The sequence below is a fragment of the Epilithonimonas xixisoli genome (genome assembly GCF_004365655.1).
Classification (GTDB): Bacteria; Bacteroidota; Bacteroidia; order Flavobacteriales; family Weeksellaceae; genus Epilithonimonas; species Epilithonimonas xixisoli.
Genome location: NZ_SOEO01000002.1, coordinates 421,026 through 442,840, shown reverse-complemented (window position 1 = coordinate 442,840; position 21,815 = coordinate 421,026). Strand labels below are relative to the sequence as shown.

Sequence of the window (21,815 nt, the reverse complement as noted above, 5' to 3'; positions counted from 1 at the left end):
CAAATATATTTTCGTATCCGCGAGAACAATTATATATGACAAGAATAAACAAGACTTAATAAGAAAAAACGTGACATTTCTCTATATGCTTGATAAATAAGCCTATAAATCGTTGGAATTTTCGAGATTCAGTTTTTTGGAGATTCTTTCTTTTCGTTTTCTGCACGCTTCTATCGTGATGTTGAAGTTGGATGCAATCTCTTTTGTCGAAAGATTCATATAGATGTAGGAAATATATCGGATGTCATTCAAAGTCAAGTCGTTATGTTTTTCTTTTAATGATGTGATGAATTTGCTGTTGATTTCTTGAAAGTGATTGAGGAAATCATCGCTGTTGTCTTCTTTGGAGAGAACTTCTTTCAATTGATCGAGTTGTTTTGCGAGCAAAGGATTTGTCAACATTTCCGGACGCTCCTTCAACCGTTGAATGTAATCTTCAATCTTGTCATTTCTCTGAGCAAGATGAATGGCGTTGGCCACTATTTTACGATTTTTATTTTCAAGTTCGTTTTTCAGTTTTTCTTTTTCCAGAAGGGCGTCGGTTTCTTTCTCCTTGATTTGTTTTTCAAGGAGCAAAGTGTAGTTTTCCTTATTCTTAAGTTCCAATGCAATGATTTTCTCATTGCTCTCAGCAAGTCTTCTTTTTTGTCTGTTTTTCAAAAGGTAACCTCGGAACAGCCAAAGAATCAAAGCAACAACGGCAATCCAAAATCCGAGGATGTAGAACTTTAATTTTTTCTCATTCGTCAATTCTTTTTGAGAATCTTGAAGTTTCATTTTGATCTCACTGTTTTGATACATTGCTTGGTTCTGTATCGCATTCAGAGAATCTTTCACAGCAAAAATGGAATCTTTGTATTCAATGGCTTTTTGAAAATTTCCTTTAGAAAAATAACTGTCAGAATATCTATTGAAAATCTCCGGAAGATTGCTGTAATTGAGGTTTTCTTTCTGAGCTTGTTTCAGTAATGAAAGTCCCAATTCAGGATTTTTCTGTTCTTCGTAAACTTTGGACAACATTAGCAATGCCGAGATTTTGTGGTCGTTGTATTCTGGTGTGTTTAGCTTGTCGAGCAGGGGATTTAGAATATTGATGGTTTTGTCGTAATCCTTTTTTGCGAAGAAATTTTTTGCATCAGCAACGTCCAGCGTTCTTTGAACATAAACGTTATCCTTTGCCATTGGTCTTGCCACAGAAATGTAGTAAGACGACTTCTCCAAATTATTTTCAAGGTTGAAAAGGTCGGTGAGATTTCCTGCATACAAAGCAATCCGAACGCTGTCTTTGTTTGCAACCGCCAAATCGTAAGCTCTTTTTTGATGTTTTTGCGATTCTTTGCGTTTGCCTTGTCTTAGATATACGAGCGAAATGTTGTTCAGAACCGTCATTTCTCGGTCGCTGTTCAGATGTTTCAAAGCAATGGTGTAAGCTTCCAAGTAATAATCCAGAGCTTCGCTGTAATCCAGCATTTGATAATAATTAAGACCAATGCAATTCGTGGCGATGAATTGCTGTTCGTACCAATTATTCTGCTCAGATAGTTTCTTGGCTTCAGTGAGAAGTTTCAGTGACGTGGTGTGTTCCTTCTTGTGCAAAGCGTCGATTCCTTTTGCTATCAGCTCATCACAATGTTTTGTGGAAGTATCACTTTGTAATACCGAAAGAAGCGTAATGAGAGCAAACAGAAACTTCATAAGAATATAAGCGAGGAATAATTATAAAGTAAAATTAATTTAAATAATTGATTTGATGAAGCGTTGTATTTCCATTTGGGCATAAAAAAACCGGAACTGAATCCGGTTGATGTATTGTTTTCTATTTCGCCTCCACACAGAACACAGCGTAAGGAATGACTCTGGCAGATGGATAAACTTTTTTGATGTTTCGAAGATCGTCCGACGCACTTTGGGAAGAGAAGTAACTTCCGGCTAATATTTTATAATTTGGTCTTAGCGACGCATCTTTCTCCACTTTCAGGTTTCGGAAATTATTTCTGAACTCTGTGCTTATTTTGGTTGCCTCCTCATTGCTTTTTACAATGACAACTTGAATCTTGTAGCCCATAATTTTGGGGTTTTTCCTGCAAATCTCAGCATTTGTAAGCTCTCGGTTGGCGACCAAAACCTTTGGCGGAACTTTTACCGGAGCACTGGCATTTCTGTCGCATTTGTCTTCTATCTTTTCTAATGCGTCATTTACACGTTCGTCTAAGGCGAAGGAAAGCTCGGTTCCAGAGAGCGTGTCTTTCTTTACAACGTATTGAGCATCAATTTGGTAAAAAGAGAACACCGTTGCGATTATGAAAAGCTTAAGCAAATTATTCATTTAATATTTATTTTTAGCAAATTTAAAATAAATTGGATGAAACGCAAACGATGTTATTTAGAACAATTACAAATTAATTAGAATTGACAAAAACCACCCGATAAGGTCGTCTTAATTTTTGTTAAAGTGCTATTTTTGCGGAATTGAATGTATAGTCAATACAATTTTACTAACCCAAGATTATATAAATGATTAGTTGGAGAAAGCATTACAAAAAGGGTCTGATAGCAATTAGTTTATTGCTGTCAACCGGCGCTTCTGTTTATGCACAAGGCGATCCAAAGAAGGGGCAAGAGTTGTTCAAAGCAAATTGTACAGCTTGTCACACACTGGATAAACAGGTTATTGGACCGGCGCTTGGTGGCGTTGTCGACAGATTGAAAACAGAGCAAAATCTTGATACAGATTGGCTTCACAAATGGATTAAAGACAACAAGGCTTTAAGAGAATCTGGAGATAAGTATGCAAACGAGGTTTTTGAGAAATTCAACAAAACCGAAATGCTTGCGTTTCCAAATTTATCGGATACGGATATCGATGATATCTTGGCTTACACCACAGATCCACCTGCAGAAGAAGTAGTTGCCGATGCTGCCTCTGGTGATGCAGGAGCAAACAGTACTGCAGCTATCGAGGCTCAAAAAGCACAAGAACTTAATTCTAAAATCGTAATTGCAGCATTGATTGCAATTGCTGGTTTGTTGTTTTGGTTGTTGTTGAAAATTCGACAATTAGTAAAATTGCAGCAAACTCCAGAGTTGTCAGAGCTTAATACAACTAGAGTTACTAATTTCTCTGCGATGTACGAGAAGTACAGCTATGTAGGAAAAGGTGTTGTGGCATTATTGGCATTGTTTGCATTATACGGCGTTTGGAACTGGCTGATGTGGGTTGGTGTTTACAAAGGATATGCTCCTGAGCAGCCAATTTATTTCTCTCATAAGATTCACGCTGGTGAAAACAAAATCGACTGTCAGCTTTGTCACTCCGGTGCGAAGTATGGTAAAGTATCCGAAATTCCTTCTCTCAACGTTTGTATGAACTGTCATAGATCTATTTCTGAATATAAAGGTAAATACATCGAGCCTGGAAAAGACAGAGAATTCTATACAAATCAAATCAAAACGCTTTACGCTCACGCAGGATGGGATGAGTCCAAGCAGGCTTATACTGGTAAAACAGAACCTGTAGAGTGGACGAGGATTCACAATATGCCAGATTTCGTATATTTCAATCACTCTCAACACGTTGTTGCTGGCGAGCAGACAATCATCAACGGATTCAATGCGAAGCAGAAAGATCCGGCTAATAAGATTGATGTGGTTTGTAAAGCTTGTCACGGAAAAATTGATACAATGAACGTGGTTCAGATGGCAAACAACTTCACAATGGGTTGGTGTATAGACTGTCACAGAACTACAGAAGTAGATATGAACAACGGTTATAATAAAGAATACTTCAAAAATCTGCATGATAAGTTGAAAAAACAATACGGTGAAGGAAGTAAGATCACTGTAGATGCAATTGGAGGTCTTGAGTGTGGTAAATGTCATTATTAATAACAAAAATTAGAAGTATAAATGGCTTCAAATAAAATACAATTCAGAAGTATTCACGAACTAAAAGATCCAAGCCTGAATGGGAAGTTGGCTCTGAAAGAGTTCCAGAATGAAATTCCGGTTGAAGAATTCTTAGATGATTCTAATAAAGAAGGAACGTCTCGTAGAGATTTCCTTAAGATATTAGGTTTCTCTACGGCGGCTGTTACATTAGCAGCTTGTGAAGCTCCGGTTATCAAAACAATTCCTTATGTTGTAAAACCTCACGATATCATTCCTGGTATCCCAAATTTTTACGCATCTTCATATTTTGATGGATTCGATTTCTCAAGTGTTTTAGTTAAAACAAGAGAGGGTCGTCCTATCAGAATCGATCCGAATCCTGCTGCTGGTTCCTTAGGAACTACCAATGCTAGAGCTCAGGCAAGTGTACTTTCTCTTTATGATAATGATAAAGTAAAGTATCCAGCTTTGAACGGAGAGGAGCAAAAAGATTCTTTTGATAAAGTCGATGATTTTGTTTTAAAAGGTTTAGCAGAATCTCAAGCGGGTGGTAAAAAGATTGTAGTATTGTCTCACTCTTTCCCAAGCCCAACTTTCAAAAAGTTGTTTGGAGATTTCAAAGCAAAATATCCTTCTGCTGAATTGATTACTTATGATGCAATTCCTTACGCTGCGGCTTTAGATGCAGCTCAGGAAGTTTTCGGACAAAGAGCATTACCAGTTTATGATCTTAGCAGTTCTCAGTTAGTGGTTTCTTTCAATGCAGATTTCTTAGGAGAATATAATGCTGCAAGTTTAGAAGTTTCTTATGCTGCGGCTAGAAAACCGGGTCCTGATATGTTGAGACACATTCAGGTAGAATCAAACTTAAGCTTGACTGGTGCTAATGCCGATTCAAGATACAGATTGAAACCAAGTGCAGTTTTCAAAACTTTGGTTGAAGTTTATAACGGGTTAAACGGAGGAACGTCTGATAAAGTAGCAACTGAAATCGTAAAAGAACTTCAGGCAAAAGGTGATAAAGCAGTTGTTTTGGCGGATGGTTCAAAAGCAGCTTATGTTCTTGCTCATTTAATCAATCAAAAATTAGGATCTAAAGCTTTTACTGGTAAAGCTAATTTCCTTAAAGAATACGACAACGCTAGATTCAACGAGTTTTTATCGTGGTTGAATGGCGGTCAAGTTGGTGTTTTGATTACCAATAACATCAACCCAATTTATTCTCATGCAAAAGGTGAAGCTTTAAAAGCAGCGATATCAAAAGTGCCTTACTCTGTGGCAATCACAGATAAGAAAAATGATATCTACAAAGCTTCCAAAGCAGTTGTCCCATCGACACATTGGTTGGAATCTTGGGGAGATATCACACCAGAAACTGGCGCTTACTCATTGATGCAGCCTACAATTCAAAAGATTTTCAAATCAAGACAGCTTGAGGAGTCTCTTTTGGTTTGGATCAATGGGAAAAACAGCCCTGCAAACAATTACTACGATTATCTTAAAGTTAATGCTTTAACGCTTAATGGTGGTAAAACTTTCAACAAAACACTTTATAACGGTTTTACTAATGGCGGTCTTGCTACAGGATTGTCTTACAGTGGAGGAAATGCAGCTCAGGCTGTCGCTGAATTATCAGCTTTCAAATCCAACCAGTTTGAAGTACAATTATATACCAAATCTGCAATAGGAGACGGAACGCAATCTAACAACCCTTGGTTGATGGAGATGCCAGATCCAATCTCTAGATTGTCTTGGGATAACTATCTAACTATTTCTCCAAAAGATGCAGAGACTTTAGGTCTTGAAAATAGCTTAAATGCTAGAATGCAGTTGGATGGTGATTTGGTTAGCTTAACAGTGAATGGCGTTACATTGAAAGATGTTCCAGTATTCATTCAACCAGGACAGGCAGAAGGATCTTTAGGTCTAGCTTTAGGGTATGGTAAAAAAGATTCTGGAAAAGTAGCGGATACAGGTATCAACGCTTATCCAATCTTTGACGGATACAACACAGTTCTTACCAATGTAAAAATTGAAAAAACAGGAAGTAATTATGAATTTGCAGGAATGCAGCTTCAAAACACTTTGATGGGTCGTTATGAGATTGCTAAAGAAGTTTCTCTTGAGGATTTCATCAACAAACCTGTAGATGAGTGGAATAAACCATTGTCTATGCACACCATCGGAGGTGAACTTCCAATTGGGAAGATTGATCTTTGGGATGCTTATGATGATACAGATGGTCCTCACTTCAACTTGTCAGTCGATCTTAACTCTTGTACGGGTTGCGGGGCGTGTGTAATTGCTTGTCAAGCTGAGAACAACGTTGCTGTAGTTGGTAAAGAAGAGATCAGAATGTCCAGAGATATGTACTGGTTAAGAATTGACCGTTATTACTCTGCCATAGAAAAAGTTGAAACAAAAGAACAAATCGATAGAGGCCTTAATGCGGCTCAGCTTTATGGAGGTCCTTTCACAGAAGGTATTTTGAATCACCCAGCGGATAATCCAGATGTGATTTTCCAACCGGTTATGTGTCAGCACTGTAACCACGCTCCTTGTGAAACTGTTTGTCCGGTTGCGGCAACATCTCACGGTAAACAAGGTCAAAACCAAATGGCTTACAACAGATGTATCGGTACTAGATATTGTGCGAACAACTGTCCTTATAAAGTAAGAAGATTCAACTGGTTCAATTATGCATTGAACGACAGATTTGACTTCAATATGAATAATGACCTTGGAAGAATGGTTCTTAACCCAGATGTTGTTACAAGAACAAGAGGGGTAATGGAGAAATGTTCACTTTGTATCCAAGAAACTCAGTTAACTATCTTGAATGCTAAGAAGGATGGTAGAAAAGTAACTGATGCGGAGTTCCAGGCATCTTGTGCTTGTGCTGCTGCTTGTTCTACAGGAGCTATGAAATTTGGAGATATGAATGATGTAGAATCAGAAGTTCGTAGCTTGTTCAACAGCGACAGAAAGTACGTATTGTTAGAAGAAATTGGTACAAAACCAAATGTGTTCTATCATACAAAAATTAGAAACAGAAAAGAAAGTTTAAATAATAAATAGGTAAAAAATGTCAGGACATTACGAAGCTCCGATAAGGGAACCTTTAATTATTGGTCACAAGACTTATCACGATATCACAGAGGATATCGCAAGACCTATCGAAGAACGCGCAGGAAAGTTATGGTGGGCATCATTGTATGCATCATTGATTCTGTTTGTTTATGGATTTGGTTGTATTGCATACACCATCGGAACCGGAATCGGTGCATGGGGTCTAAACAGAACGATCAACTGGGGTTGGGATATTACCAATTTCGTTTGGTGGGTAGGTATTGGTCACGCCGGAACATTGATTTCTGCCGTACTATTATTATTTAGACAAAGATGGAGAATGTCCGTTAACCGTTCTGCAGAAGCGATGACGATCTTCGCGGTTTGTCAGGCAGCTATCTTCCCTGTGATTCACATGGGTAGAGTTTGGGTTGGATATTGGGTTTTCCCTTTGCCAAACCAATTCGGAACACTTTGGGTAAACTTCAACTCACCATTGCTTTGGGACGTATTTGCAATCTCGACTTATTTCTCAGTATCAGTTGTATTCTGGTTTATGGGATTGATTCCTGACTTTGCAATGATCAGAGATAGAGCAAAGACGCCATTTAATAAAAAGATTTACACGCTTCTTGCATTCGGATGGGGAGGAAAAGCTAAACACTGGCAGAGATTCGAAGAGCTATCTTTGGTTCTTGCAGGTTTGGCAACGCCACTTGTATTCTCGGTTCACACCACGGTATCATTTGACTTTGCGACGTCGGTAATTAAAGGATGGCACTCAACCATTTATCCACCTTACTTCGTAGCAGGAGCTATTTTCTCAGGATTTGCAATGGTACAAACGCTATTGTTGGTTGCTAGAAAAGTTTGTCACTTGGAAGATTACATCACAATGTATCATATCGAAATTATGAACATCGTAATCGTTGTAACTGGAGGGATGGTAACGGTAGCTTACGCAACAGAATATTTTATCGGATGGTATTCCGGATCAAGATATGAAGATTTTACCTATCTATCTCCAGGAGCAGCAACTGGTCCTTACTGGTGGGCATTCTGGGCATTGATTATTTGTAACTTAGTTGTGCCAGCAGCATTCTGGTTCAAGAAAGTGAGAACTAATATCTTCTGGACATTCATTATTGCATTGATTATCAACATCGGGATGTGGTTTGAGCGTTTTGACATTATCGTAATCAACTTGTCAAGAGATTATTTACCATCTTCTTGGACGATGTTTAAACCGACAATTATTGATGTGGGAGTATATCTTGGAACAATTGGATTCTTCGGAGTATTATTCCTTTTATATGCAAGAACTTTCCCTGTAATTGCACAGGCGGAATTGAAGAGTATTTTGAAAATCTCAGGTGAAACTTATAAAGCAAAAGAAGGAGATGAGCACCACTAAAATTATATATGGACTTTACGGCGACGACGATGATTTGATGCACGGCGTGAAAGCCTTTACGGATAAAGGAATCAGTATAAACGAAGTGTATACGCCTTTCCCTGTTCACGGATTAGATAAAGCACTTGGCTTGAAAAAAACCAGAATTTCGGATGCAGCATTCATCTATGCTTGCTACGGAGTTACTATTGGAATTACTTTGACAGCTTATATTATGAATCACGACTGGCCTCAGAACATCGGAGGTAAACCTTCATTCAGTTGGATTAATAACTTCCCGGCTTTCATCGATCCAATGTTTGAATTGATGGTTTTCTGTTCTGCGCATTTGATGTCTCTTACTTTTCTTGTAAGAAACAAAATGTATCCGGGAGCAAAACCTCAGAATCCAGATCCTAGAACTACGGATGACAAGTTTATGATGGAGTTTGTTTCTGACGATGTTGAAACTATTAAACAACTGTTGATTGATACAGGTGTTGAAGAAATAACAGTTAAAGATGCTTAAGATGAAGAATAGTATATTAAAAATTACGGCAATCTTTGGTTTAACTACTGTTTTACTGAATTCTTGCGGTGGTCCAAAAGACAATCCACCTTTGGTATATTTTCCGGATATGTATTTTCCTGTAGCTTATGATCCTTTGATGAAAGCTAAGGATGCTTATTCCGATCATGAAAATGAAATTCCTGCATTCGTTGCTCACAATGGTGCAACTGGACTTTCTCCTGTACAAGGAACTGTACCTCAAAATTATGATGGAATCGTAAGTGAGGAGTCTTTACCAAAAAATATAGATGAGTACAATGCTGGTTATGAAGCTTCAAAAGCGATGACTGCTTCACCTTTGAAAGCTGAGAACCTTGAGAAAGATTTAGCTAGAGGTAAGTCTTTGTATGATAAAACTTGTTCAGCTTGTCACGGTACTGGCGGAGACGGGCAAGGTCCTATCGTGCTGAGCGGTGCTTATTCTGGAGTTCCTAAATATGCAGACAGAGAAATCACAATTGGTTCTATCCACTATGTTTTAACAAATGGTAGAAATGCGATGGGATCGTATGCAGGACAATTGACTGTAGGAGACAGATGGAGAGTGGCTTTGTATGTTTATAATACTTTCAAAGCGCCAAGTGCAGCTACGGCAGCAGCGGCAACTCCAGCTACTGATGCTACAGCGACGACAGAGAAAACTTCTAATGCCTCTGCAACGGAAGCTAAAACCAATGCTAAATAAAAAAAGAAAAAAATGTATAGTTTTTCACCTAAATTAAAATTGTATTCTATCATACTGATTGTTGTAGGAGTTGTTTTATTCGGGATTGGTTATGCTCTTAACCACGGGTTAGATGATGCTACAATTAATCATTGGATGGAGTCTGTTCATTCCAACGGTCACGAAACGCCTTCTCACTCCAGCGAGTTAGTAGGACCTCAGGATCACAATGCTCATTTGGAGCACGCAAAACATCAAATTCACAATGCGCCATTAGCATCCATTCACACATTTGCAGTATTCTTTTTTGGAATCAGCTGTTGTGCTTTGTTTTTCTACAGTATTCAGCATGCGGCTCACGCAGGTTGGTCTATAATTGTAACAAGAGTGATGGAGGCTGTAGCTTCATTCATACCTTATGCAGGAGGATTGTTGGTAATCATTATGATTCTTAATATTACTCACGCAGGACATCTTTTCCATTGGATGGATCCAGAATTGACAGATCCAAATTCTCCGGAATTCGATGTGATTTTGTACGAGAAGAAAAAATTCTTGAATATTCCTTTCTATGCTGTTAGAACGCTTATCTATGTTATTGGAGCTTCTTTCTTTGTTTGGAAATTGAAAAGTCTATCTAGAAAAGTAGATGAGAACAAAGGAAACAGAAAGATCTACGCTAGCCTTTACAGCTGGAATATTGGTTACATCGCATTCTTTGGGTTTGCATCTGCAGCTTGGGCTTGGGATTGGTTGATGTCTATTGATCCACACTGGTATTCTACACTTTACATTTGGTATTCAATGGTTAGTTGTTTGTCATCTGCTGTGGCTTGTATCATTTTAGTAAGTGTTTATATTAAGAAAAAAGGCGTTTATCCTCAGTTTAATAATAACCACCTACACGATCTTGGTAAGTTCTTGTTTGCCACCAGCTTATTATGGAGTTACCTTTGGTTCTCTCAGTTTATGCTATATTGGTATGCAAACGTTCCAGAGGAAGTTAACTACTTCTTTGGTAGATTTGAGTATTATGGACCGGTATTTTTACCAATGTTGATTATCAACTTCCTTGTACCATTGTTGGTATTGGTAAGTAGTAGCATCAAGAGAAATTACAAAGTCGTTACATTTATGGCTTGTCTTGTAATTTTGGGTCACGCTCTAGATTACTTCAATATGGTAATGCCTGGAACAGTTGGTCCTTACTGGAACAATCTACCAATGGCTTTGCTCGTAACAGGATCTTTTATCTTCATTGTAGGTGCATTTGTTTTAGTTGTTATGACAACTTTGTCAAAACTGAAATTGATGCCAACTGGAAATCCATTCTACCACGAGTCAGAGATTTACGAATATCCATTCTAATTAATATTAGAATCAATAAATATAAAACCCAGCAGCAATGTTGGGTTTTTTATTAATTTTAAAGAAAAAAAACAAATGATCCACAAACTTCCAATTGAAAATATTCTTTTCCTCGATATAGAAACGGTTCCACAAATTGACACTTGGAACAATCTTGATCCAACCACCCAATATCTTTGGGATAAGAAAACCAAATCTCAAAGAAAAGATGAAATTGAAGCTTCCGAGTTTTACGAACAACGAGCTGGCATAATGGCAGAATTCGGAATGATTATTTGCATTTCCATCGGAATGATTGATAGCAATTCTGGAAAGCTTAAAATCAAAACATTTTCAGGAGAAGAAAAGAGCTTGTTAATAGAATTTTGTGAATTGTTCAATGCGCCTAGAATGAACAATGTAATTCTTTGCGCGCACAACGGAAAAGAATTCGATTTCCCTTACATCGCAAGGCGACTTTTGGTTCACGGGATTCAACCACCGATTCCATTTCAAATGTTCGGTAAGAAACCTTGGGAAATTCCGCATATCGATACGATGGAACTTTGGAAATTTGGCGATTGGAAAAGTTATGTCTCGCTTGAATTACTGGCTCACATTTTCGGAATCCCAACACCGAAAGACGATATCGATGGAAGTATGGTTGCCGATATATACTACAAAGACGGCGATATAGACAGAATCATTCATTATTGTGAAAAAGATGTCTTAACTTTGGCAAATATTTTCAGGCGGATGCGTCAGGAAGATTTATTACAGAGATATTGATTTTTACTTTCGAGATTTGAACATAAAAATGAATAAATTTATCTTTTTAATTTTGTTGATTTTAACTTTAGGTTGTAAAGAAAAGCTGACACTTGCAAAGGAAGTGCAGCGAAAAATAGAACCCGCATCAAATTCTGTTTTTATAATTGATGCTTCGGCCTCAATGTTATCAATAGAATTCAAACCAAATAGACTTGAGCGAATAAAGAAAATGGTAGATGCAATCATTAATTCTAAAAAAGAGAATGATTATATCTCAATAATCGTTTATTCCAAAAACTCAATGGTGGTTTCGCCACTTACAAATGATAGAAATAAATTACTTGCAGGCCTTAAAAATGTAAATGAAAAGACCTATGAAAAACTTGGCGATGGAACGAGCTTCAATGGTGCCTTTCAAAAGGGAATTGAAGTTCTGGGAAAAGTAAAAAGTAAATCTATTTTCTTGTTTACAGATGGAACTTATAATGAGGTTGATTCAAAAAAAGAGAACAGAGTACCTATTGAAACTCTACAAGAGAAGAGCCTTAAGACCAATGTGTTAATCCTTGCGAAGGATGATTTGTACAATCCACCGGTTAATAAAGACAAAAATGGAAACTTATTGTTTGTTGAATTGAAATCTCCAAAAGTTGATACTATTTTCTCACAATTAGCACAAAAAACAAAGGGTGCATTTAAAAGAATATATAACAATAATGAGTTAAATGAATTTAATATAGTGTCTTTTTACAACAATAATAAATCTTAAAAATTAAAATGAAATATACAGACGACCAAATTGCAGATATTGGTGAAGAAATTATCAAAGAATTAAAAACAATTTTTGACCCGGAGATTCCCGTTGACATCTACGAATTAGGGTTGATTTACGATGTTCAAATCTCCGAAGAAGGAGAAGTATTAGTGATAATGACTTTGACGTCTCCAAACTGCCCAGTTGCAGAATCCTTGCCAATGGAAGTGGAGGAGAAGGTACGAAGCGTAGAAGGTGTGAAATCTGCGAAGATAGACCTCACCTTTGAGCCAACCTGGACCAAAGAAATGATGAGCGAAGAAGCCAAGTTCGAGCTTGGTATGTTATAAAAAAATCCTGCAACTCGCAGGATTTTTGTTTTAGTTTTGATATTCGAAAATAAATATTTTCTTGATGTCTGGATGTAAACTGAGGTAAACCGGAGAATTTTTAGCCGTTTCTTCTATGAAAGCAGTTTCCTCTTGAGTATAAGAATGTGGAAATTTGAAAATACAGAAAAGCTCACCAATTCTTCTTGGTTCGAAGTACATTGTTTTTTTCAAATCGCAAGTCGCACCCGTGATGTCAATATTTCTATCTTTCGCCAATACAAACAAATGAGCAAAAATACTTTGTGCTAAAGCTGTAGCAAAAATGTCCGTTGGAGAAAAGTGTTCGCGCACACTGAAATCATTGGTAGGAATATATGATGTGAAAATATCACCAGAGCTTTCGTGCAAAGAATCAATCCTATTTTCTCCTACATAAGTCGTTTTTGAAGTCATAACCGATAGTTTTTATTTGTTTTTTCTGTAATAAATTTACATCATTTTTTTGATTTTTAAATTTCTTACATTAATAATTATTAAAATATGATAAAAAATAGGCGTAATAAAGGAATTTAAAAATGAAAAATATCCTTCGCCATATTGTAAGCACTTTCAAAATGAAGCAGATTCTGATGAATATCAATCTTTTCCGATGACATAAAAGTAAAAACCTTCTCCGTCGGCATATTTCCAACCAAATCATCCTTCGCCATCGGACAACCGCCAATTCCTTTTATCGCGCTATCAAATCTTCTGCAACCTTCATCATAAGCCGCTTTCAGTTTGATGTAAGAATCCTCGTATCGGTTATGAAAATGCGCCCCAAAATTGATTTCGGGATATTTTGAAGGAATTTTGTTGAACAAAAGCGAAATCTTCTCCACATTTCCAACCCCAGTTGTATCAGAAAGTAAAATATCCTTGATTCCAACCTCTTCAAAACGTTTCGCCCAAAAATCCACATCTTCCCATTTCCAGCTTTCACCATAAGGATTCCCAAACGCCATAGAGAAATAAAGATTCAGTTGTCGGCTTTCAGACTTTGCCAATTCGTAGATTTTCACCACTTCTGAGAAAGCTTCTTCACGACTTTTATTGGTATTCCGATGCTGAAAAGTTTCCGAAATAGAAAATGGAAAACCTACAATATCCACTTGTTCGTGGCTCAAAGCTTTTTCGGCACCACGCAGATTCGCAACCACCACAGACAGTTTTGTGTTGGAAAGCGATTTGTCAATCTCGTCCAGCACAGTTCCAGAATCCGCCATTTGAGGCATCGTTTTCGGGTTCACAAAGCTTCCGCAATCCAGCACATCAAAACCGACTTCCATCAGCCTGTTGATGTAATCTATTTTCGTTTGCGTAGGAATCATTTCTCCCCAGCCTTGCATCGCGTCTCTAGGACATTCGGTTAAGAACATTTATGTATTTTTAAATTTAATTTGGGCAGCTTTTCCGCCTTCCACTCCCAATCTTTTTGCCTAGCTTTTCCAGCCACAAAAAAGGATTTCCGTTCAAGTCGGGCTGCGGTGACGATTTGCTACATCTTTCAACAATCAATCATCATTTATCAGTTATCAATCATAGATTAACTCTAACCCCGAATTGTTTGTTGTTCACTCCATAAATATATAACTTTGCGCAGATATAGCAAATTATATGGAAAACATCCAATTGGACGGAGTTTGGAAAGAAAAACTCCTAAGCAGATTCATCACGTACATCAAGATATTTTCAACCAGCGACGCAGAAAGTGAGACTACGCCTTCAACAGAAAGACAGTGGGACATTGCGAATTACCTTCACAAAGAATTGCAGGAACTCGGTTTGGAAGATGTTAGTATTGATGAAAAGGGCTATGTTTTTGGATTCATTCCTTCCAATATTGAGGAAACAGTTCCACAAGTTGGATTCATTGCGCATTACGATTCTTCACCAGATTTCAACGGCGAGAACGTAAATCCTCAGATTTGGGAAAATTATGACGGCGAAGATTTGTTATTGAACAAAGAAACAGGATTTACTTTATCTTCAACCAAATTCGAAGCTTTAAAAAAATACATAGGACAAACCATCATCACAACAGATGGGACAACATTATTGAGTGCTGACGACAAAGCTGGCGTTGCAGAAATTGTAACCGCAGCAGAATTTCTTTTAGCAAATCCTCAAATCAAACACGGACGAATTTCTATCGGTTTCAATCCAGATGAGGAAATTGGAAGAGGCGCTCATCATTTCGATGTAGAAAAATTCGGTGCAGAATGGGCTTACACAATGGACGGTGGCGAAATTGGCGAGTTAGAATATGAAAACTTTAACGCTGCTGGAGCAGTAATTAAAATTCACGGATTGTCTGTTCATCCAGGTTATTCATTCGGTAAAATGCTAAATGCAGGATTGGTGGCTTCAGAGTTCATCAATTCACTTCCGGAAAATGAAACGCCAGCAACCACAAAAGGTTTCGAAGGTTTCTTCCATCTAACAGATTTTGAAGGTGATGTTTCCGAAGCTAAACTGCAGTACATCATCCGTGACCACGACGACCAGAAATTTGAAGATAGAAAAAAACTGATTGCTGAAAAAGTAGAAGCAATCAACCAAAAATATGGAGAGAATACGGCTGAGATAGAAATCAAACCGCAATATCTCAATATGAAAAAACAATTTGAAGGCAAAATGCACATCGTTGATATTGCTGAACAAGCAATGAAAAACGCAGGAATAGCTCCGAAAATAAAAGCCATCCGTGGCGGAACAGACGGCGCACAGCTATCTTATATGGGATTGCCTTGCCCGAATATCTTCGCTGGCGGACACAATTTCCACGGTCCGTACGAATTTGTACCTTTGGAAAGTATGATCGCTGCCGTGAGCGTAATTGTTCATATTTCACAATTGGTAAAGTAATTGATTCATTAAATCAAATAAAATCTCTGAATGACAATCAAAGAAAATCAACAAGAATTAATCGAAGAATTTGCCTTCCTGGAAGATTGGGAACAGAAGTACGAGTACATCATCGATCTCGGAAAAGAGTTGGAAGGACTTCCCGATGATAAAAAAACGGACGAAAATCTCATACGTGGTTGTCAATCAAAAGTTTGGATTGATGCTGAGCACAAGGATGGGAAATTGTTCTTCAATGCAGATTCTGACGGGATTCTGCCCAAAGGAATTGCTTCACTGTTGGTGAGAATTTACAGTGGACATTCGACGCAGGAGATTTTGGATTCTGATTTTGATTTCATTTCAAAGATCGGTTTGCAGGAATTCCTTTCGCCTTCACGAGCAAACGGTTTGATGGCGATGACCAAGCAAATCAAATTTTACGCAGTCGCATTTCAACTAAAGAAGTAGGTGAAGACTATTTTAGCATATCGTTTTTCCGCATTTGGCGACGTTGCAATGACTGTTCCTGTCTGTGTCGAGTTTCTGGAGCAGAATCCGGATGTGCAAATTATTTTCATAAGTCGTGATAATTTCAAAGATCTTTTTGACAAACATCCCCGTTTGAAGTTCCACGGAATTAATTTTGATGATTACAAAGGCGTTTTTGGAATTAGAAAACTAACGAGACAGCTCATCAGAAATTTCAATCCGGATTATGTTGCTGATCTTCATGATGTTATCCGAACGAAAATGGTGAATTCAATCTTTTTCCGCCACGGTTTCAAAGTTTTTCAGATTGATAAAGGAAAAGAGGAGAAGGAGAAACTTACCAACGTCTGGAATCTCGACAAATTTCCTCTCAAAAGAACCGTAGAAAGATATGCCGATGTTTTCCGGAGAATGGGATTTAGGCTGGAATTGTCACATCAATTAAGAACTCAATACAACAATAAGAAAGATATTGGATTTGCGCCTTTTGCCCAGCACAAAGGTAAAATGATGCCCTTAGAAAAGTCATTTGAATTGGCTCGCATTCTCGCCAGAACTCATAAAGTTTATTTCTTTGGAGGCGGAAAAGAAGAGAATGAAATTCTAAACAATTGGGAAAAACAAATCCCAAACACACAAAGTTTGTCAGGAAAATTGTCCTTGAAAGAAGAACTTACTAAAATATCAGAACTTGAACTGATGATTTCTATGGATTCCGCGAATATGCATTTGGCAAGTTTGATGGGAACTCGATGCGTTTCGGTTTGGGGTTCCACGCATCATTTTGCGGGCTTTTTAGGTTATGGACAAAGTGAAGATGACATTGTCCACGTCAAAGATCTGTCTTGCAGACCTTGCTCTGTTTTCGGCGATAAGGAATGTTTTCGAGGCGATTATGCTTGTTTGGAAGAATTGAACATCCAGAAAATTATCGACAGAATATGAAGCTGAGTATTTGTATTCCTGTTTTTAATTTTGATGTCAATGAATTGGTAAATGACCTTCAAAGTCAAATTAGTTCCGAAAATTTAGATGCGGAAATCATTTTAATCGATGATGCTTCTAATCGGGAGTTTATTAGTATTAATGAAAATCTACAGGCAAAAGTCAGCCGATTTATTTTCCTTGATAAAAATATCGGACGATCCAAAATCAGAAACCTATTTTTAAAATATGCTCAATCCGAATATTTACTTTTCCTAGATTGCGATGGGAAAATCATTAGCAAAATTTTTCTCAAAAATTACATAGATTTTATTAAAACTAAAAATCCCGATGTCATATTTGGCGGAAGAAAAGTGAGTGAAGAGAAGCCAGATTCTGAATACGGACTTAGATGGAAGTTTGCCACTGAGAGAGAAAATTTGCCAGTCAGTCAGCGTTTGAAAGCGCCTTACTTGGATTTTCAGACCAATAATTTCGTTGTTAAGAAATCTATTCTTGAAAAAGTTCCTTTCAATGAGGGAATTACGCAGTACGGCTACGAAGATTTGGTTTTCTCAAAAGATTTACAAGACTGTCAAATCAAAATCGACCATATTGACAATCCGATTTTCAATAATGATGTAGAAACAAATGTAGTTTTTCTTTCCAAGGCTGATCAATCGGCAAAAAGCTTAGCCCAACTCATTAAAAATGATAATAATTTCCAGAGAGTTTCTCAGATCAGATTGGCAAAAGCTTATTTAATTCTAAAAAAAACCGGTGGAATTTTCATTTATAATTTGATTTATAAATGGTCAAAATCTTATATAACGAAAAAGCTTTTAGGAGGAAATGCCTCTCTAAAAGCTCTTGATTTTTATAAATTGGGGCAACTTATCTATTATATGAATAAGTCTTAAAAGGCTCATAATTCAGTTCCAATCGGATATTGGCGACATTCAGCCAAGTTGCAATTTTCAGTAGAGAATATCCAATCAGCATCCCAAACGTGTTAAGAAAAACATCATCTACATCGGCAGTTCCACGAGCTGTGTAATATTGTGTAAGTTCTATCGCAGAAATCCACGAGATAAACAGAAAGCAAAGCACTGGCAAATTGCCAAGACGCTTGTCCAGAATTCCCAGCCAACCAAATGGAATAAATACCAAAATATTTCCAACAATATTTACCAGAAATTTATGAGAAAAAAACTGATGATAATTTAAAAAATATTTGATGCTTTGAAATGGATTAAGTTGCAAAAAACCATATTCCGGGTGCCTTCCACAGCCATAGAACATCATGTAAAGTAAGAAAAAAGTGTAAAAAGCAATCAACACCGCATAATATCTTTTCATAGGTTTCCTTTTTGAGGATTAGTAATAAAAAAGAGTTTTCCAAGCCATAGAGTATGATTAAAAATTTTTTTATCACGAACTCACATCAAAAACCTTTCCTTAATTGAATAATTAAACAAGTGATTAACTTTATTATAAAAACTTTAACTATTATGTTAAATAGGAGTTAATTAATTAAGAAAATTTTAAGAGTTATATGTTTGAAAATGTACAAAATTCTCAAAGGAGTAACAGTTTAAGAAAACTGAATAGTGTTTTTAAACAAAAAAATCTCCCAGTTTCCTGAGAGATTTTTGTGGGCCCTGAGGGATTCGAACCCCCGACCCTCTGGGTGTAAACCAGATGCTCTGAACCAACTGAGCTAAGAGCCCTGAAATTTTTTTAAAGGCTTCAGTATCCTTTTTGTGGGCCCTGAGGGATTCGAACCCCCGACCCTCTGGGTGTAAACCAGATGCTCTGAACCAACTGAGCTAAGAGCCCGCAACGTGTTACCGTTTTGAGTGGTGCAAATATACAACTTATTACTAAATCAACAAATTTTTTTCTAAAAAATCTCCAACCACAAAGTTACTTCCGCCAATAAAAATCATTTCGCCCACTTTACAATTCTGTCTTGCAGAAAGATAACCATCCTGGACGTTTTGAAAAATTTTGTAATTAATTTCACTTTTTTTCAACTGTTCCTCGTAAGTTTCCGGATTTCGACCTCGGTTGACGTTTGGTTTCACAAAATAATAGTTTTCATTTTTGGACAAAATTTCCAAAACTTCATCAATTTTTTTCTCATTTACAAAACCAAGAACGATATGTTTATGTTGAGAATAATCTTTTAATTGATTGAAAACCTCTTCCAAACCAGCTTTGTTGTGGCCAGTATCACAAATCGTCAAAGGATTCTGTGAAAACTCAAACCAACGTCCGATGAAGTTTGTGTTTTTATAGACATTCAAAAGTCCTGATTTTATATTTTCCTCCGTTATTTTTAAACCTTGCTTTTTCAATTCATCTACCAAAGCCAAAACCACTCGGATGTTTTTCTTTTGATATTTTCCCTTAAGATCAGATTCTAAAAAACTTTCAATTGTTGTTGCATCAATGAAATTAGCATTCTGTTGTTTTGCTTTATTGATGATGATTTCCTTTACCGCATCTTTTTCATCTCCAGAAATTATAGGAATGTTTTCCTTAATGATTCCAGCTTTTTCAAATGCAATTTCTTCAATCGTTTCTCCCAAAAGGTCTTGATGGTCAAGCTGAACATTCGTAATCGCTGAAACTAACGGTTTGATGATATTGGTAGAATCCAATCTTCCTCCCAGACCAACTTCGATGATTGCATAATCAACATTTTTTTGATAAAAATATTCAAAAGCCATTATGGTTGTGAATTCAAAAAAAGAAGGCTGGATTTCGCTCGGTAATTCTTTTAATTTCTGGATGAAATTGTAAACAAATTCTTTGTCACAATTCTCACCATTCACTTTGATTCGTTCCGTGAAATCAACCAAATGCGGCGAATTATAAAGCCCGATTTTGTAACCCGATTCTTGAAGAACCGAAGCCAACATATTGCTCGTAGAACCTTTTCCGTTGGTTCCGCCAATATGGATTGTTTTGATTTTGTCCTGCGGATTCCCGAATAAAGCACAGAGCTTTTTAATGTTTTCAAGTCCGGGTTTATATGCCGAAGATCCGTCTCTTTGGTAATTAGGCGCCTGGGCGAAAAGCCATTCTACGGCTTCGTTATAATCTTGTGAAGTCATAGGCAATTATTACAAATATTCTGGAAATAGAATTTTCATTATCATCAAAATTAAGAATCATGCTTGGTTTTGAAATTCAATAATTTTTTATATCCTAACCAAATTAACAAAGGAATGCTAATGATTCCACAAAACCAACCTGCTAACATTTGAAATATTGGCATTATTGGATGCCCCTCGCTGTCCCTTGATGGAATTATTGTCAATAAAATAATAATTACAAGACTACCAATCAGTATGGCTCCTATTAAAGAAAGGATAATTAAAATGAAAATTTTCTTGAATTTTTTCATCAATAATTAAGTCTGAATCATTAAAAAACAATCGTGTAAGTTCCCTGAGAAATGTTCTGAGATTTTTTTGCCTTCACATATTTCTTTGTCCAGATCACAGCTGCAGTCACATTACAAGCATCTTTGATGCCGCTGCTTCTTCCTGCGGAAGTTACGTTTCCAGCTTTGTCAACCGTTATGAACATTACGAGCTGGCCTTTGGCTTTGCAATTGTGAGTAGGCAATTTTCCAGCTTTTCCCATCGTTCCAGGAATGAATCCCGTTAAGATTCTGTCTTTGCCTATTTTGGTAATTTTGTCGTCCTTGGAATCTGTGGTTGCAGCTTCTTTTTTCTCGTCTTTTTTGGCGATTTTTTTATCTTCAGCTGTTTCCTTTTTTTCTTCTTTCAGAGGTGTTGATTCCTTGGCAATTGAAGCCGTGTCTGCTGGTAAAACTTCAACATCAGGAACGTATATTTCTGGTTTTACAACGGAGTCTGTTTTAGGTTCAACTTTTATTTCTGGAACTTCTGCAATAACAGGCTTCGGTTGTTCTGGAACTTTGAAGTAAGCCGAATTAAACGAAAATAAAAGCACAAAAAACAACAGCACAACGGCATAAAACGCAATTGGCAACCCAGACAATTTTTTCGTTCTTCTTCGGAATTCCATCTTAAGAAGGTTTGTTGATAATGTCTAAAAATTCATTGGTGTGGTACTGAATTTTCATTAAAAGATAATCTACTTTTGCGACCAAAATATTATGAAAAACATAAGATAAAAACCCCACAATCAATCCAACTGCAGACGGCGCCAAAGCTTTGTAGAAGTCTCCAGCCAAAAGATTTTGAGAAGTTGCAACATCCGTTTTTGACAAGGTTCCAAACGTCGAAGCCAAAATCAAAATACCACCCAGAAGTCCTAGCATTGGCGCTGCTCCAGAAAGTGTGGCGAGATAGCTAATGTTTTTTTCAGCTTTGTTGAGTTCTATCTGTGCGTGGGTTTCCATGGCGTTGGAGATTTCGCTCACTGGTCTTCCCAGTCGTGAAAGCCCTTTTTCTACGCTTCTGGATTCTGGAGAGTTATCTCTTCTGCAAAAATCTACGGCAGATTGTATTCTACCGTCATTCAGCAAGTCATTCACATTTTTAAGTAAATAAGGATCAACTCTATTTTCTTTGTTGAGGGCAAGTAATTTCTGAGCAAAGAAAACGATGGCCGCAATTCCTGAGAATATTAAGATGATGATAAGAGAAACGCTTAGTAAGCCTCCACCAAAAAGGAATTCCCAAACAGAAATATTTTGATTTGCCATAGTTTTATTAATTATT

22 protein-coding genes and 2 tRNA genes are annotated in these 21,815 nt (G+C 37.1%); 13 read left to right on the top strand and 11 right to left on the bottom strand.

Annotation, left to right across the window (positions count from 1 at the left end):
- Positions 1-102: 102 nt before the first annotated feature.
- Positions 103-1,695, bottom strand: coding sequence for a tetratricopeptide repeat protein (locus B0I22_RS09425; RefSeq protein WP_133944408.1), 1,593 nt, complete (start codon positions 1,693-1,695; stop codon positions 103-105).
- A 121-nt stretch (positions 1,696-1,816) separates the two neighbouring features.
- Positions 1,817-2,326 (bottom strand): SPOR domain-containing protein, encoded by a 510-nt coding sequence (locus B0I22_RS09420; protein WP_133944407.1) that lies wholly within the window; start codon positions 2,324-2,326, stop codon positions 1,817-1,819.
- Positions 2,327-2,514: 188 nt separating this feature from the next.
- Between B0I22_RS09420 and B0I22_RS09415 the strand changes: the two genes are divergently transcribed.
- The 9 genes from B0I22_RS09415 to B0I22_RS09375 all read left to right on the top strand — a co-directional run bounded on the left by B0I22_RS09415 (position 2,515) and on the right by B0I22_RS09375 (position 12,807).
- Complete coding sequence (locus B0I22_RS09415; protein ID WP_133944406.1) at positions 2,515-3,885, top strand: c-type cytochrome; 1,371 nt, start codon at positions 2,515-2,517, stop codon at positions 3,883-3,885.
- 21 nt (positions 3,886-3,906) lie between these two features.
- Positions 3,907-6,966, top strand: coding sequence for a TAT-variant-translocated molybdopterin oxidoreductase (locus B0I22_RS09410; protein WP_133944405.1), 3,060 nt, complete (start codon positions 3,907-3,909; stop codon positions 6,964-6,966).
- A gap of 7 nt (positions 6,967-6,973) precedes the next feature.
- Positions 6,974-8,371, top strand: coding sequence for an NrfD/PsrC family molybdoenzyme membrane anchor subunit (nrfD, locus tag B0I22_RS09405; RefSeq protein ID WP_133944404.1), 1,398 nt, complete (start codon positions 6,974-6,976; stop codon positions 8,369-8,371).
- Positions 8,358-8,879, top strand: a complete 522-nt coding sequence (locus tag B0I22_RS09400; RefSeq protein WP_133944403.1) for a DUF3341 domain-containing protein — start codon at positions 8,358-8,360, stop codon at positions 8,877-8,879. Before nrfD ends, B0I22_RS09400 begins: the two co-directional genes overlap by 14 nt.
- Entirely contained in the window at positions 8,872-9,606 is a 735-nt protein-coding gene (locus tag B0I22_RS09395; protein WP_133944402.1) for a c-type cytochrome, read from the top strand. The genes B0I22_RS09400 and B0I22_RS09395 overlap by 8 nt, the downstream gene beginning before the upstream one ends.
- A 12-nt stretch (positions 9,607-9,618) precedes the next feature.
- The gene (locus B0I22_RS09390; protein ID WP_133944401.1) at positions 9,619-10,953 is read left to right on the top strand and encodes a quinol:cytochrome C oxidoreductase; all 1,335 of its coding nucleotides are present in this window, start codon (positions 9,619-9,621) and stop codon (positions 10,951-10,953) included.
- Between the two features lie 75 nt (positions 10,954-11,028).
- Complete coding sequence (locus B0I22_RS09385; protein ID WP_133944400.1) at positions 11,029-11,721, top strand: 3'-5' exonuclease; 693 nt, start codon at positions 11,029-11,031, stop codon at positions 11,719-11,721.
- A 28-nt stretch (positions 11,722-11,749) separates the two neighbouring features.
- A complete protein-coding gene (locus B0I22_RS09380) occupies positions 11,750-12,472 on the top strand; it encodes a vWA domain-containing protein (protein ID WP_133944399.1) in 723 nt (240 codons plus the stop codon).
- Positions 12,473-12,480: 8 nt separating this feature from the next.
- Positions 12,481-12,807: an SUF system Fe-S cluster assembly protein gene (locus B0I22_RS09375; RefSeq protein WP_133944398.1), complete on the top strand. Its 327-nt coding sequence runs from the start codon at positions 12,481-12,483 to the stop codon at positions 12,805-12,807.
- A gap of 30 nt (positions 12,808-12,837) precedes the next feature.
- Here the strand turns inward: B0I22_RS09375 and B0I22_RS09370 are convergent, their stop codons facing one another.
- Positions 12,838-13,242 carry an OsmC family protein gene (locus B0I22_RS09370; RefSeq protein WP_133944397.1) on the bottom strand — a complete coding sequence of 135 codons (405 nt, stop codon included), beginning with the start codon at positions 13,240-13,242 and terminating at the stop codon, positions 12,838-12,840.
- Between the two features lie 116 nt (positions 13,243-13,358).
- A complete protein-coding gene (locus tag B0I22_RS09365) occupies positions 13,359-14,207 on the bottom strand; it encodes a hydroxymethylglutaryl-CoA lyase (RefSeq protein WP_133944396.1) in 849 nt (282 codons plus the stop codon).
- A 238-nt stretch (positions 14,208-14,445) separates the two neighbouring features.
- Between B0I22_RS09365 and pepT the strand changes: the two genes are divergently transcribed.
- Genes pepT through B0I22_RS09345 form a run of 4 tightly spaced genes read left to right on the top strand, consistent with a single transcriptional unit; the run spans position 14,446 to position 18,011 of the window.
- A complete protein-coding gene (pepT, locus tag B0I22_RS09360; RefSeq protein ID WP_133944395.1) occupies positions 14,446-15,696 on the top strand; it encodes a peptidase T in 1,251 nt (416 codons plus the stop codon).
- A gap of 30 nt (positions 15,697-15,726) precedes the next feature.
- Complete coding sequence (locus tag B0I22_RS09355) at positions 15,727-16,146, top strand: SufE family protein (protein ID WP_133944394.1); 420 nt, start codon at positions 15,727-15,729, stop codon at positions 16,144-16,146.
- On the top strand, positions 16,147-17,112 hold the full coding sequence (locus B0I22_RS09350) for a glycosyltransferase family 9 protein (RefSeq protein WP_246022180.1): 966 nt from the start codon (positions 16,147-16,149) through the stop codon (positions 17,110-17,112).
- A complete protein-coding gene (locus B0I22_RS09345) occupies positions 17,109-18,011 on the top strand; it encodes a glycosyltransferase family 2 protein (RefSeq protein WP_133944393.1) in 903 nt (300 codons plus the stop codon). The genes B0I22_RS09350 and B0I22_RS09345 overlap by 4 nt, the downstream gene beginning before the upstream one ends.
- On the opposite strand, the gene B0I22_RS09340 is transcribed toward B0I22_RS09345, so the two are convergent.
- The 7 genes from B0I22_RS09340 to B0I22_RS09310 form a co-directional block, all read right to left on the bottom strand.
- Positions 17,986-18,450 (bottom strand): VanZ family protein, encoded by a 465-nt coding sequence (locus tag B0I22_RS09340; RefSeq protein WP_133944392.1) that lies wholly within the window; start codon positions 18,448-18,450, stop codon positions 17,986-17,988. The two genes, B0I22_RS09345 and B0I22_RS09340, sit on opposite strands and share 26 nt — an antisense overlap.
- A 296-nt stretch (positions 18,451-18,746) precedes the next feature.
- Positions 18,747-18,821, bottom strand: a tRNA-Val gene (locus B0I22_RS09335).
- Between the two features lie 34 nt (positions 18,822-18,855).
- Positions 18,856-18,930 (bottom strand) — tRNA-Val (locus B0I22_RS09330).
- A 44-nt stretch (positions 18,931-18,974) separates the two neighbouring features.
- On the bottom strand, positions 18,975-20,213 hold the full coding sequence (locus tag B0I22_RS09325; RefSeq protein WP_133944391.1) for a bifunctional folylpolyglutamate synthase/dihydrofolate synthase: 1,239 nt from the start codon (positions 20,211-20,213) through the stop codon (positions 18,975-18,977).
- A 50-nt stretch (positions 20,214-20,263) separates the two neighbouring features.
- The gene (locus B0I22_RS09320) at positions 20,264-20,506 is read right to left on the bottom strand and encodes a hypothetical protein (protein WP_133944390.1); all 243 of its coding nucleotides are present in this window, start codon (positions 20,504-20,506) and stop codon (positions 20,264-20,266) included.
- A 20-nt stretch (positions 20,507-20,526) separates the two neighbouring features.
- Complete coding sequence (locus B0I22_RS09315; protein WP_133944389.1) at positions 20,527-21,156, bottom strand: hypothetical protein; 630 nt, start codon at positions 21,154-21,156, stop codon at positions 20,527-20,529.
- A gap of 1 nt (position 21,157) precedes the next feature.
- Positions 21,158-21,799: a MotA/TolQ/ExbB proton channel family protein gene (locus tag B0I22_RS09310; RefSeq protein WP_133944388.1), complete on the bottom strand. Its 642-nt coding sequence runs from the start codon at positions 21,797-21,799 to the stop codon at positions 21,158-21,160.
- Positions 21,800-21,815 lie beyond the last annotated feature (16 nt).